At 46.0% G+C, this 13,948-nt stretch carries 12 protein-coding genes; 7 read left to right on the top strand and 5 right to left on the bottom strand.

From position 1 onward, the window contains the following. The first annotated feature begins 1 nt into the window (after position 1). The 7 genes from AB6E51_RS07760 (at position 2) to AB6E51_RS07730 (ending at position 6,681) form a co-directional block, all read left to right on the top strand. Positions 2 to 1,414 (top strand): FAD-dependent oxidoreductase, encoded by a 1,413-nt coding sequence (locus AB6E51_RS07760; RefSeq protein ID WP_372057790.1) that lies wholly within the window; start codon positions 2 to 4, stop codon positions 1,412 to 1,414. A gap of 438 nt (positions 1,415 to 1,852) precedes the next feature. After that, a complete protein-coding gene (locus AB6E51_RS07755) occupies positions 1,853 to 2,281 on the top strand; it encodes a DUF1499 domain-containing protein (protein WP_017059301.1) in 429 nt (142 codons plus the stop codon). A 127-nt stretch (positions 2,282 to 2,408) separates the two neighbouring features. Then, positions 2,409 to 3,104, top strand: coding sequence for a 5'-methylthioadenosine/S-adenosylhomocysteine nucleosidase (gene mtnN / locus AB6E51_RS07750; RefSeq protein WP_017066514.1), 696 nt, complete (start codon positions 2,409 to 2,411; stop codon positions 3,102 to 3,104). A 10-nt stretch (positions 3,105 to 3,114) separates the two neighbouring features. After that, positions 3,115 to 4,068, top strand: coding sequence for a cobalamin biosynthesis family protein (locus AB6E51_RS07745; RefSeq protein WP_102332777.1), 954 nt, complete (start codon positions 3,115 to 3,117; stop codon positions 4,066 to 4,068). Between the two features lies 1 nt (position 4,069). Continuing rightward, complete coding sequence (gene btuF / locus AB6E51_RS07740; RefSeq protein ID WP_372057791.1) at positions 4,070 to 4,939, top strand: vitamin B12 ABC transporter substrate-binding protein BtuF; 870 nt, start codon at positions 4,070 to 4,072, stop codon at positions 4,937 to 4,939. A gap of 74 nt (positions 4,940 to 5,013) precedes the next feature. Next, positions 5,014 to 5,631 (top strand): TRIC cation channel family protein, encoded by a 618-nt coding sequence (locus tag AB6E51_RS07735; protein WP_017070823.1) that lies wholly within the window; start codon positions 5,014 to 5,016, stop codon positions 5,629 to 5,631. A 204-nt stretch (positions 5,632 to 5,835) separates the two neighbouring features. Next, a complete protein-coding gene (locus AB6E51_RS07730; RefSeq protein WP_372057792.1) occupies positions 5,836 to 6,681 on the top strand; it encodes a LysR family transcriptional regulator in 846 nt (281 codons plus the stop codon). Here the strand turns inward: AB6E51_RS07730 and AB6E51_RS07725 are convergent. The 5 genes from AB6E51_RS07725 to mutT all read right to left on the bottom strand — a co-directional run bounded on the left by AB6E51_RS07725 (position 6,632) and on the right by mutT (position 13,827). Next, the gene (locus AB6E51_RS07725) at positions 6,632 to 7,411 is read right to left on the bottom strand and encodes a TSUP family transporter (protein WP_012603222.1); all 780 of its coding nucleotides are present in this window, start codon (positions 7,409 to 7,411) and stop codon (positions 6,632 to 6,634) included. The two genes, AB6E51_RS07730 and AB6E51_RS07725, sit on opposite strands and share 50 nt — an antisense overlap. 195 nt (positions 7,412 to 7,606) lie before the next feature. Then, on the bottom strand, positions 7,607 to 10,837 hold the full coding sequence (gene carB / locus AB6E51_RS07720) for a carbamoyl-phosphate synthase large subunit (protein WP_017059294.1): 3,231 nt from the start codon (positions 10,835 to 10,837) through the stop codon (positions 7,607 to 7,609). Positions 10,838 to 10,853: 16 nt separating this feature from the next. Further along, positions 10,854 to 12,008: a glutamine-hydrolyzing carbamoyl-phosphate synthase small subunit gene (gene carA / locus AB6E51_RS07715; RefSeq protein ID WP_010434758.1), complete on the bottom strand. Its 1,155-nt coding sequence runs from the start codon at positions 12,006 to 12,008 to the stop codon at positions 10,854 to 10,856. A gap of 503 nt (positions 12,009 to 12,511) precedes the next feature. After that, positions 12,512 to 13,336 (bottom strand): 4-hydroxy-tetrahydrodipicolinate reductase, encoded by an 825-nt coding sequence (gene dapB / locus AB6E51_RS07710; RefSeq protein WP_020628676.1) that lies wholly within the window; start codon positions 13,334 to 13,336, stop codon positions 12,512 to 12,514. Between the two features lie 92 nt (positions 13,337 to 13,428). Then, positions 13,429 to 13,827 (bottom strand): 8-oxo-dGTP diphosphatase MutT, encoded by a 399-nt coding sequence (gene mutT, locus AB6E51_RS07705; protein ID WP_017062897.1) that lies wholly within the window; start codon positions 13,825 to 13,827, stop codon positions 13,429 to 13,431. Positions 13,828 to 13,948: the final 121 nt, after the last annotated feature.

Genomic DNA, 13,948 nt, shown 5'->3' with positions numbered 1-13,948 from the left:
AATGAGCCAGAATGTATACCAATTTATTGATGTGAATCGCGTAGATCCAGCGAAGAAACCAATCAAAATTCGTAAGATTGAGTTTGTAGAGATCTACGAACCTTTCACTAAACAACAAGCTAAGGCGCAAGCTGACCGCTGTTTAGACTGTGGTAATCCTTACTGTGAATGGAAGTGCCCAGTCCACAACTACATCCCTCAATGGCTCAAGCTTGCCAATGAAGGGCGCATTATCGAAGCGGCTGAACTGTCCCACCAAACCAACAGCTTGCCTGAGGTTTGCGGACGAGTTTGTCCTCAAGACCGTTTGTGTGAAGGCTCTTGTACCCTCAACGACGATTTCGGCGCAGTAACCATCGGCAACATTGAAAAATACATCAATGACAAAGCGTTTGAGATGGGTTGGAAGCCAGACATGTCGCATGTCGAATGGACTGATAAAAAGGTCGCAATCATCGGTGCAGGCCCCGCAGGTCTTGCTGCTGCTGATATCTTAGTTCGAAACGGTGTGAAGGCCGTAGTATTTGACCGCTATCCGGAGATCGGTGGCCTGCTCACGTTTGGTATCCCATCGTTCAAACTAGAGAAAGGCATCATGGAAAACCGTCGCCGTATCTTTAGTGGTATGGGTGTCGAATTTAAGATGAATACCGAAGTCGGTAAAGACGTTCAACTACAACAACTGGTCGATGACTACGATGCTGTCTTCTTAGGTGTCGGTACCTATAAAAACATGCGTGCTGGGTTAGATAACGAAGACGCACCGGGCGTTTATGATGCACTGCCATTCCTTGTTTCCAATACCTACAAGGTCATGGAACTGGATAACCCAACCCCATTTATCGATATGCAAGGTAAGAAAGTCGTCGTGCTTGGTGGTGGTGATACCGCGATGGACTGTGTCCGAACTTCGATTCGTCAGCATGCAGCTAATGTTGTTTGTGCTTATCGCCGAGATGAAGCGAATATGCCGGGCTCTCGCCGTGAGGTGAAGAATGCGCGTGAAGAGGGTGTGAAGTTCAAGTTCAACCTCCAACCTATTGGCTTAGAGCTTAACAGCGCTGGTCATGTGGTTGGCGTTAAATTCGTGAAAACCGCTTTGGGTGAACCTGATGAAGCAGGCCGTCGTCGCCCAGAGCCTGTCGAAGGCAGTGAACATGTTCTTGAAGCCGATGCTGTGATCATGGCATTTGGTTTCCAACCTCATGCGATGGAATGGCTAGAACCCTTCGGTGTGGAACTCGATCAGTGGGGTCGTATCAAGGCTCCCGGTAAACAAGAGTTTCAATACCAAACCACCAACAGCAAGATCTTTGCAGGTGGCGATGCGGTTCGAGGATCTGACTTGGTAGTAACCGCTATCGATGAGGGCCGTAAAGCCGCAGAAGGGATCTTGGATTACCTAGAAGTGTGACCAGGGCGTGTTGATCTTTCGAGCTGATTTTTGCAGCGAGTTGCTGGGCATTTATACAAGGCAGAGGCGTCGATGTGTAGCTAGCCTACATGAGAAGCCGATAACGTAGTAGAAATGACCAGCAAACGCTGCCCGAAGGGTTCGGCTAAAAGCGTTTTACTCTTTGTTGAGGGAGATTTGCTTAGAGTGACTAGGCTACTTCCCCCTCGCCGCGATTAAAACGCTTTTATCTCGAACAAAATTTAACCACGAAAGGTCAACACGCCCTAGTATAAGGTTTCCTTTATTACTCAGGCCGTTACTATAAAAAAGGGATCCAATGATGGATCCTTTTTTGAATTAGATACGTTTATCACAAGCATATCGAAAAATACGTAAAACAATCGCAAACAAGCCAATACCTATAACTACAATTAAAACAACGCCATAGGAAACATTATGAAAAAAGCAGCTCTCCTCTCGTTATCACTTTTAACGTTAACCGCTTGCAGCCAAGGAATCACGGACATGAAAGACAGAACTTCATCACCTTGTGGAGACAAACCAAACTGCGTATCAACTCAAGATGATCGTGAGCAACATGCATTGGCCGCGTTTGAGTTGTCAGATTCAGCGAGCTTAGATGCGATTGAGCAGGTTGCGCTAACCTTACCGGGATCAAAAACCGCGAGTAAAACAGAAGATTATCTGCGTGTTGAATGTACTTCGCGCATCATGCGTTTTGTCGATGACTTAGAACTTAAAATCACGGATGGCAAACTGATCGTGCGTTCAGAGTCTCGTACTGGCCATTCTGATTTTGGCGTAAACCGAAAACGAGCTGAACAACTTCGTGCTAGCTTGAAAAGCGAAGGCCTAATCAAATAGATAAAAGAATACGCAGATAAATCGCTACTATTCGGATGAGAAGTGCCTCTGGGCAGTCGCTCGACACTTCTTATCCATGCTACAATTTCGCTCTACTGTTTAAATATTATTTATTAAGAGACTACACATGAAAATCGGCATCATTGGCGCAATGGAGCAAGAAGTTGCGATCCTAAAAGCAGCAATTTCAGACATTACTGAAGTTAATAAAGGCGGTTGTACCTTTTTCTCTGGTCAGCTAAATGGTGTTGACGTTGTTTTGCTTCAATCTGGCATTGGTAAAGTAGCAGCGGCTGTTGGTACTTCAATCCTACTAAGCGAATACCAACCAGATGTCGTTCTTAACACGGGCTCTGCTGGCGGTTTTGATTCAACACTGTACCTTGGCGATGTGGTTATCTCAACTGAAGTTCGACACCACGATGCAGACGTTACAGCTTTCGGTTACGAAATCGGCCAAATGGCAGGTCAACCTGCAGCGTTCAAAGCTGACGACAAACTGATGGCTGTTGCTGAACAAGCACTAGCACAAATGGAAGACAAGCATGCCGTTCGCGGTCTTATCTGTACTGGCGACGCATTTGTTTGCACAGCAGAACGCCAAGAGTTCATCCGCAAGCACTTCCCATCTGTTGTTGCTGTAGAGATGGAAGCATCGGCTATCGCTCAAGCTTGTCACCAATTCCAAGTACCATTCGTGGTTGTTCGTGCAATCTCTGATGTTGCAGACAAAGAATCACCAATGAGCTTCGAAGAGTTCCTGCCACTAGCAGCGCAAAGCTCTTCTGAAATGGTTATCAAGATGGTTGCCCTACTAAAGTAAGCGACTAGACATGCAAACACTGTTTGATCAGGTATTTGCAAATGGCGTGCTCCTTGTGATGTGGGGAGCACTGCTTTTTCATTTAATTTTACCTATCCCCCATGCCGCACACCCCACGACCTTATGGCATAAGTTTGCTGAGCTTTTAGCAAGCAAGGTTAATAACAACCACAACTATTCCCAAAGTTTAATCTCAGGCACATTAGCCTGGGGGTTAATGGTACTGCCAACTCTGGTTATTCTATTGGCACTGCAACCATTGGTTTGGCAATCTCAACTGTTTGAATTGGCACTGTTATTACTCGCGATTGATTGGCGCAATAATGAAAAGCTGGCTAACCAACTGATCAAAGTACTTGGCCGAGAAGATAAAGCGGCCGCTCGTCAGTTACTGGCTCCGATTGTCAACCGTCAAACCGAATCACTTTCGTCACTTGGCCTCGGCAAAGCCGCCACAGAAACCATAATCATGGGTTACGCTCGTAACGTAGTTTGTGTGTTGTTCTGGTACGCCATTGGTGGTGGAATCGCTGCGTTAATGTATCGCCTTGTGGTCGAGTTAGCTCGAGCTTGGTCGCCAAGTCGCAAGCAGTTTTCTCCTTTCGGCTCAACGGCAATCAAGATCGTCGCTATCCTAGAACTTATACCAATGCGCTTATTTGCCTTGATGATCGTCTTTGGTGATAAAGCAACGCACACATTTAAGATGATGCTAGTCCAAAGTCGCTCTTGGCCACTACCCGGCCCAGCCTGGTTAATCACGGCTGTTGGCAACAAGCTGGAGTTATCATTAGGTGGCCCTGCGATTTACGACAACACTAAAGCCATTCGCGCAAAATTAGGCGGAAGAATCGCACCGTCAGCTCTGCATCTATCTCAGGTTCAGAAACTACTCTTTGGTCGCATCGCTATCTGGATATTTTTACAAAGCCTAGCCTTACTATTTATTCACCAAGGGATTTAGAGTGAAACCTTCAGCACTTGTTACAAGCCTTACTATTTTGTCTTCCAGCTTATGGCTGCCTTTATCATTTGCAGAAGAAGCACCACGGACTCAAGAACAAGTACAGCTGGCTCAACGCGTAGTCAGCCTTGCTCCTCATGCCACTGAACTCGCGTACAGCGCTGGTTTAGGCAACAACCTTGTTGCCGTAAGTGAACGAAGTGATTACCCACCACAAGCCGATAAGCTTGAAAAAGTGGCAAACTATCAAGGTATCAAGGTTGAGAAGATCATCGCACTTCAGCCTGATTTGATTCTTGCGTGGCCAGCGGGAAACCCGCCCAGAGAGCTCGCGAAACTAGAGCAATTTGGTTTTAATATTTACTACTCCAAGACCAAAAGCCTAGACAGTATCGCAACCAATATTGAACAACTGAGCGAATACGCTAGCGATCCAAGCATTGGCGAAAATAACGCTCAGCAATACAGAGAGCAGCTCAACGCGTTGAGACTAGAATACAAAGATGCCGAGCCAGTAAACTACTTCTACCAGCTCAGTGAAAAGCCGATCATCACTGTTGCTCAAGGACACTGGCCAAGTGAGGTGTTTGAGTTTTGTGGTGGACACAATATTTTTGAAGACAGCGCCTCGCCATATCCGCAAGTTGGTATTGAACAAGTTGTATTAAGAAAACCGCAAGTGATTTTCACTTCTCAGCACGCGATTGAGAATGGAACCATGTGGCAAACATGGGAAGATGAAGTCCCAGCAGTCGCTCAAAATCAGATTTGGTCCCTCAATTCAGACTGGATTAATCGCCCGACAACGAGAACTTTGAAAGCGATCCAACAAGTGTGCGATTTCTTCGATAGAGCTAGGCAAAATCACTAACTATTTGCTGCGTTTTTTCGTACAATTCGCCACCGACCTGTCCCTACAATTTTAACTATAAGAGCACCAGTATCATGGACTCCATGCTGCTTTATATTATCGATTTATTTGGCACTGCCATCTTTGCCGTCTCAGGCGTATTTGTCGCTGGCCGTCTTAAGATGGATCCCTTTGGCGTCGCCGTTCTAGGCAGTGTAACCGCGATTGGCGGCGGCACAATTCGTGACATGGCATTGGGTGCAACTCCCGTGTTTTGGATCACCGATACCACCTACCTTTGGGTCATCATCATCACCTGTTTGTTGACCATGATTATTGTAAGACGCCCGAAACGTCTGGCTTGGTGGATATTGCCGGTATGTGATGCGATTGGCCTAGCGGTGTTTGTTGGCATTGGCGTGGAAAAAGCGCTTATCTATCAAGATTCAGCACTAGTGGCCATCATCATGGGTGTCATCACCGGTTGCGGTGGCGGTATTATCCGCGACGTGCTTGCCCGTGAAGTGCCAATGATTCTAAGAAGTGAAGTCTACGCGACCGCTTGTATCATTGGTGGCGCTTTCCATACCGTGGCGATCAGCATGGGGCACGACTCAGAAACTGCATTTCTGGCCGGCGTGTTCTCAACACTATTGATCAGGCTTGGCGCTATTCGTTGGCATTTATCATTGCCGACCTTCGCCATCAAATAAGCTATCGTTACAAAGTGAAAGGCTCCGCAAAGGAGCCTTTCTTAATTTGAGCTCCCCAACACAATTATTATGCTCTCGCGCTACACGTGCGAGCATAGCTAAAAATACCTAACTTGGTTCAAAGCTTTAGTTTCAAGACTAGAGAATGAATGTTGTTTGAGGTAAGTTGAAAAAATCATTCCCAAATTTCATGAATATAACCCAATGCTACTCGAAGGAATCGAAACTCTACTGGTATTGAGTAAAGCAAAGACCATGAGCCGCACAGGCAGTTTGCTTTATATCAGCCAATCAGCGGTCAGCAAACGGATTGCGAATTTAGAAAAGAAGCTAGGTAAAAAGATCATTGAACCGAGTGGCCGACAGATAAAACTCACGCCAGATGCGATAGCATTAATAGAGAGTATTGGCCCGACATTCAATGAACTTCGCGGGCTTATTTATGAACAGCAAGAGTTGGAAGATACTACTCTCATCACCCTAGACAGCTCTAAGTCTCTGATAGCCGGTTATTTAGGTGAGATGATGGGCCAGTTCATCCAGCAAGATAAGTACATCACCATTACCACCAACCACACGCCGAGAATCATAGAGCGAGTGCAATCTGGTAAGGCGACCTTGGGGTTGTGTGCTGGCTTACTGCCACCGCATCATGGGTTGATGACCTTCCATCTATTTGATGAGCCGTTTTACATAGTGAGTAAGTCACCGCTAACGGAGCTTCCTCCAATGGTCATCACTAACGACATGACCAACCCTGCCAATTCTTATCAACTTTCTGTATTAGAGAAGTTTGGTATCAAACCCTTGATGGAGATGGATGCCTACACCGCAGCGGCTCAACTTGCATTGGGCGGGACTGGGCCAGCGTTAATACCGCTCTCTATCGTAAAAACACTCAATATTGAGCCTCAATATCTGTATAGCTTCACCGAATTAGCAGGCTTGATTCGGCCGATTCATATCTGTGTCAGACCAAATAGTTACCAGTCTCCACGAGTTAAAACACTGATAGAATCCATTGTTGATGCTGTTCCCAAAGCAGTTTAGACGCCATTAGCATCGACATCACGATCACAAGGGGGCGAATCCATTTCTGCCCTTTTGTCACCACCACTTTAGCGCCAAGCTGAGCGCCCATAAATCCACCGACCGCCATCACTAATCCCAACTCCCAAATAGGCAAACCAGCCAAAATAAAGAAAATTAAGGCAGCGATATTCGAGGTAAAGTTAAGTACTTTAGTACGCGCCGTAGCATCGACTAACGAGAAGTGACCAATAGCAACAAAGCAGACGGTGAAGATAGAACCTGTTCCTGGGCCAAAAAAGCCATCATAGAAACCCACGCCGCCACCAATACACAGAGCAAACATGGCCTCAGAGATCTTCTGTTTTCCTTCAGACGCTCTAGTTTGGGGGGCCAACAGGAAATAGAGAGAGATAGCGATAAGCAGCAGTGGGATAACACTGGTCAGTAGGCTCGCATCAATGTGCTGGACTAACTCAGCGCCAATTGCAGAGCCAATAAAGGTACAAAAGATAGCAAGGCGCATCTCTTTGATGCTGACGATACCGTTGCGCACGAAATACCAACTCGCAGAGAAGCTGCCAAATGAGCTTTGGAGTTTGTTAGTTGCCAATGCCTGCGTCGGTGGAACTCCAGCCGCTAGCAATGCAGGTAGAGTCAGTAACCCACCGCCGCCAGCCATTGCATCAATAAAGCCTGCTGCCGTTGCAACAACAAACAAGATAGCCAATATTTCTAGAGTGATTTCCATATACCCAACGCCTTAAAGTCCTGTGTAGCGACAAGTTACCACTCACGGCAGACGAGCAATAACGAAACACAAGACTCTAACCTATTCCAAATATTCATCATTAAGTTACCGCGGAATAACAGACATAAAAAAGCCCACTCCGAGGAGTGGGCTTTGAGCATTTATATCCGCATATCAGCGATACACTTTAGGCGATTAAGCTTGAGAAGCTTTAACCTGAGCGTGTAGCTCTTGAACTGAAGTTACTGACGTTTTCGCGTCTGCAGTGTGCGCCATACAAGTCGCGAATGCAGCATTTAGCGTAGTCGTGTAGTTAACTTTCTCAGCAAGTGCACCACGACGAAGAACTTTAGAATCTTCAATCGCTTGACGGCCAGCTGCAGTGTTCACGATGTACGTGTACTCGTTGTTCTTGATACGGTCAAGAATGTGAGGACGACCTTCGTGTACCTTGTTTACTAGACGTGGGTTGATGCCCGCTTCGCCAAGGATAACCGCAGTACCGTGAGTTGCGTCTAGCTGGTAACCAAGCTTAGATAGCTTAGATGCTAGGTCAACAACACGCTCTTTGTCGCCTTCGCGAACAGAAAGAAGTGCACGACCGCCTTCTGGGTAGATGTTACCACAACCCAATTCAGCTTTAGAGTATGCTTCTGCGAACGTCGCACCAACACCCATAACTTCACCAGTAGAGCGCATTTCTGGGCCTAACAGTGGGTCAACACCAGGGAACTTGTTGAATGGAAGTACAACTTCTTTCACTGAGTAGTAAGGTGGGATGATTTCTTTCGTAAAGCCTTGAGACTCTAGAGATTGACCCGCCATTACACGAGCGGCAATCTTAGCGATTGGCGCACCAGTTGCTTTAGATACGAATGGAACCGTACGTGCTGCACGAGGGTTAACCTCGATTAGGTACACTTCATTGTTCTTAACAGCAAACTGCGTGTTCATCAGACCACGAACACCCAACTCGAACGCTAGCTTTTCAACTTGCTCGCGCATTACGTCTTGGATTTCTTGGCTTAGCGTGTATGCAGGAAGAGAACATGCTGAGTCACCAGAGTGAACACCCGCTTGCTCGATGTGCTCCATAATACCGCCGATTACAACGCGCTCACCGTCACAAATCGCATCTACGTCTACTTCAACAGCGTCATCTAGGAAGCTATCAAGTAGTACTGGAGATTCGTTTGATACGCTAACTGCTTCGTTGAAGTAGCGACGTAGGTCTTGCTCGTCGTATACGATTTCCATCGCACGACCACCAAGTACGTAAGAAGGACGTACAACAAGTGGGAAGCCGATTTCACGAGATTTCTCTACCGCTTGCTCCATTGTTGTTACTGTCGCGTTTTCTGGTTGAAGTAGGCCTAGACGGTCTACAGCAACTTGGAAACGCTCACGGTCTTCTGCACGGTCGATTGCGTCTGGGCTAGTACCGATGATTGGTACGCCAGCAGCTTCAAGAGCACGTGCCAGTTTAAGTGGCGTTTGACCACCGTACTGAACGATAACGCCTTTTGGCTTCTCAACACGAGCGATTGCTAGTACGTCTTCCAGAGTTACTGGTTCGAAGTACAGACGGTCAGACGTATCGTAGTCTGTAGAAACTGTCTCAGGGTTACAGTTAACCATGATAGTTTCGTAGCCATCTTCACGTAGCGCTAGTGATGCGTGTACACAACAGTAGTCAAATTCAATGCCTTGGCCGATACGGTTTGGACCGCCGCCTAGAATCATGATTTTTTCTTTGTCTGTTGGGTTTGCTTCACACTCGTCATCGTAAGATGAGTACATGTAAGCCGTATCTGAAGAGAACTCAGCTGCACACGTATCTACACGCTTGTATACCGGGTGGATATCGTATTGGTCACGTAGACGACGGATTTCGCTTTCCGCCACACCTAGAATCTTAGATAGGCGCGCATCAGCAAAACCTTTACGCTTAAGCTTGTTTAGCTCGTCTTTATTTAGACCAGCAAAGCCTTTCGCTTTAAGTTCTTGCTCTAGCTTAACGATGTCTTCGATTTGAACTAGGAACCAACGGTCGATTTGCGTTAGGTTGAATACACCATCTACCGACATACCAGCACGGAATGCGTCAGCGATGTACCAAATACGCTCTGCGCCAGCTTCTTTAAGTTCGTGACGGATCGTCGTTAGAGCATCTGGTGCGTCTAGGTCTACCATTTCGTCAAAACCAGTCGCGCCAACTTCTAGGCCGCGAAGTGCTTTTTGTAGAGATTCTTGTTGGTTACGGCCGATGGCCATAACTTCACCAACCGACTTCATTTGCGTCGTTAGGCGGTCGTTAGCACCTGCAAACTTCTCGAAGTTAAAACGAGGAATCTTAGTTACTACGTAGTCGATTGTTGGTTCGAATGATGCTGGAGTTGCGCCGCCAGTGATGTCATTCATTAGCTCGTCTAGCGTGAAACCAACAGCCAGTTTCGCTGCAATCTTAGCGATTGGGAAACCTGTTGCTTTAGATGCTAGTGCAGAAGAGCGAGATACACGTGGGTTCATCTCGATGATAACCATACGGCCATCTTTCGGGTTGATACCAAACTGTACGTTTGAACCACCTGTTTCAACACCAATCTCGCGCAGTACTGCTAGAGATGCGTTACGCATTAGTTGGTATTCTTTGTCTGTCAGCGTTTGAGCTGGAGCCACGGTGATTGAGTCACCTGTGTGAATACCCATTGGGTCGAAGTTTTCAATCGCACATACGATGATGCAGTTGTCGTTTTTGTCACGAACCACTTCCATCTCGTACTCTTTCCAACCGATAAGTGATTCATCGATAAGAAGTTCATTAGTTGGAGATAGATCCAAACCACGACGACAGATTTCTTCAAATTCTTCTTTGTTGTAAGCGATACCGCCACCAGTACCACCCATCGTGAACGATGGACGAATGATACAAGGGAAGCCAACCATGTCTAAAACTTTGTAAGCTTCTTCCATCGTTTTCGCTGTATCAGCAGTTGGACACTCAAGGCCAATTGCTTTCATTGCTTTATCGAAGCGTGAACGGTCTTCTGCTTTATCGATAGCGTCAGCCGTTGCACCAATCATTTCAACACCGAACTCTTCAAGAACGCCGTGCTTTTCTAGGTCTAGAGCACAGTTCAATGCAGTTTGGCCACCCATAGTAGGTAGAACTGCATCAGGCTTCTCTTTAGCGATGATGTTACGCACAACTTCCCATTGGATAGGCTCGATGTAAGTTGCATCTGCCATGTCTGGGTCAGTCATGATTGTCGCTGGGTTCGAGTTTACAAGAATAACTCGGTAACCTTCTTCGCGAAGCGCTTTACAAGCTTGAGCACCAGAGTAATCGAACTCACATGCTTGGCCGATAACGATCGGGCCAGCACCTAGAATAAGAATACTTTTAATGTCAGTACGTTTTGGCATTGTCTACTACTCCGAATTACGCTGTGTGCTGTTTGATTAGTTCAATAAAGTGGTCGAATAACGGCGCTGCGTCTTCTGGACCTGGGCTTGCTTCAGGGTGACCTTGGAAGCTGAATGCTGGTTTGTCTGTACGGTGAATACCTTGTAGAGAACCATCAAATAGTGATTTGTGCGTTGCACGTAGTGTCTCTGGAAGGGTTTCTTCGTCAGCAGCAAAGCCGTGGTTTTGCGAAGTAATCATCACAACATCACGATCTAAATCTTTAACCGGGTGGTTTGCGCCGTGGTGACCAAACTTCATCTTCACTGTCTTAGCGCCTGACGCAAGAGCAAGAATCTGGTGACCTAGACAGATACCGAAGATTGGTAAGCCTTTTTCTAGGAACACTTTTGTCGCTTCAATTGCGTAAGTACATGGTTCTGGGTCACCAGGGCCATTTGAAAGGAAAACACCGTCTGGGTTCAGAGCAAGTACTTCTTCAGCTGAAGTCTCAGCAGGAACAACCGTTAGGCGGCAGCCGCGGTCAACAAGCATTCGTAGGATGTTTCGTTTTGCACCGAAGTCATAAGCAACAACGTGGTATGGCAATTCTGAGTCTGCTTTCGCTTCAGGAAGTCCACCCGTAAGCGTCCACGAACCTTGTTTCCATTGATACGCTTCTTTTGTTGTAACTTCTTTCGCAAGGTCCATACCTTTCAGGCCAGGGAATTCTTTTGCTTTAGCAAGAGCTAGAGCTTCGTCTAGGTTTCCATCGTTTACTGAAGAGCCAGCTACGATACAACCGTTCTGTGCGCCTTTTTCACGAAGAATACGCGTCAGCTTACGAGTATCGATATCAGCGATACCAACAACGTTTTGCGACTTAAGGTAATCAGAAAGGGATTGTTCATTACGGAAGTTAGAAGCGATTAGAGGGAGATCGCGAATCACAAGGCCTTGAGCGTGGATTGAAGAAGATTCTTCGTCTTCGGAATTGGTTCCGGTATTGCCAATGTGAGGGTAAGTAAGGGTAACGATTTGTTGAGAATAGGAAGGATCAGTGAGGATTTCTTGGTACCCCGTCATCGAGGTATTAAAAACGACTTCACCAACTGCAGAACCTACAGCGCCAATGGCTTCACCGTGAAATACTGTCCCATCTTCTAGGACGAGTAGTGCTGACTTCTTCAAGACAACCTCCAGAAATAAAAATGCATTAAAATTGATTTAATTTGCAAATCTACCTTCCTGCAACACCAAAAACTGCGTGTTTATGGAAATTAGACAAATTGGCGGTATTTTAGTGATCTGCGTGATACGTGTCAACATTTAACTCAAAAGAAATTAAACATTTGCAAGGACTAATTCAATTTACCCCCTCAAAGCTCCAAAAGTTCAACTTTCATGCGCATTTAGCTCGAATATTACGATTTTCTAATTTTCACTCCTCATTTTAGCCAACCATAGAGTGATAAAAATATCAGCAACAAAACGCAATCGATAAATACCAAGAGAAAACATGACAATTTAAAGATCTAAAACAAAAAACACACTAAAGACCACATAAACAGCATAGAAATGGAGTCAAAAAGGCGATAAGAAGAAAGTAGAAGGAAGATCGGAGAAGTGAGATTACTAAGGAAAATGCACCAAATCAAGAAAGCGCCGGCAATTGCCAGCGCATAAATATCTATTTATAGGTCATTCAAACCAAGCACATCCGTCATGGTATAAAAGCCTGCTGGTTTATCATTTAACCAAACCGCGGCCTTGATTGCGCCATTAGCAAAGGTCATTCGATCAGTAGCTTTATGGGTAATTTCCACTCGTTCACCGATATCAGCAAACATAGCGGTGTGTTCACCAATAATGTCACCGGCACGAATCGTCGCGAAACCAATCTCATCTTTAGTGCGCTCGCCAGTAATACCCTCGCGTGACCATACAGCTACATCGTTCAGCTCATTGCCCATAGCACCCGCAATAGCTTCGCCCATACCAATCGCAGTACCTGACGGTGCATCGACTTTATGACGGTGATGAGCCTCAACGATCTCGACATCACAGTAATCGCCCATCACTTTAGCGGCCTTCTCTAGCAGCTTAAAGACCAGGTTCACACCAACGCTGTAGTTAGGTGCCATTACGATAGCCATCTCTTTTGAAGCAGCATCAATCACCTGCTTCTCTTCTTCAGAGAAGCCCGTTGTACCGATGATCAGTTTTTTACCGTGACGTTTACAAAGTTCAATATTCGCTAATGTGCTAACAGGGGCAGTAAAATCGACAATCACATCAAACTCTTCGATGGCTTTAGACAAATCATCGACTAAAGCAACATCAAAACGACCTTCACCGCATAACTCGCCGACATCTACGCCGACCAAAGATGACTCTGGACGCTCTGAACCAGCTCCAACACTTGCTTCTGAATTATGATGAGCGGCTTTCACCAAGTTGCGGCCCATGCGGCCCGCTGCTCCTGCAATTGCAATTCTTACCACTGCGAATATCTCCATTGTTTTGGTTACCGTTGCCACTTATCTCTTGCAGCAACGTTCAATCGATTAATCTCTTTAAACTAACAACAATCTCAAACTCAGGCTAGCAATTACGAAAACTCTTTTATTACTCGCTCTAAAATTGGCACATTTGCCTCTGGGAAGGCGTATTGATTCAATGATTCTAGGCTTACCCATTCACCTTGCTGACCTTCTTTACCATAAGGCTGCTCTTCAAAATCAGTCACGAGAATGAAATCGAACTTAAGTGACTTATCCGTGTAATCAAATTCAAGATGCTCAAACAGAGACTGCTCGGTCACCTTGATACCGACCTCTTCATCAAGCTCGCGAGTCATCGCTTGCTCAATAGTTTCGCCCTCTTCAACCTTGCCACCTGGAAATTCCCAGAAGCCACCTTTGTGCTTGTCATCTGGACGCTTAGTGATAAAGACCTGTGACTTATCTTGATTGAAGATAATACCCGCTACGATATGGATTCTTTTCATTGATGGTGTTCCTTAATAAAACGCTGAACTCACATAGTCCCTAAATACGTCATCCTCAAGAAAGAGGAACGACTGAGTTGGGGATCTAAAACTACGCGAGCCTAACTAAACAAGATTCCCT

This window comes from Vibrio sp. 10N.247.311.47, from assembly GCF_041467535.1.
Classification (GTDB): Bacteria; Pseudomonadota; Gammaproteobacteria; order Enterobacterales; family Vibrionaceae; genus Vibrio; species Vibrio crassostreae_C.
This window is presented reverse-complemented; position numbering and strand designations above follow the sequence as displayed.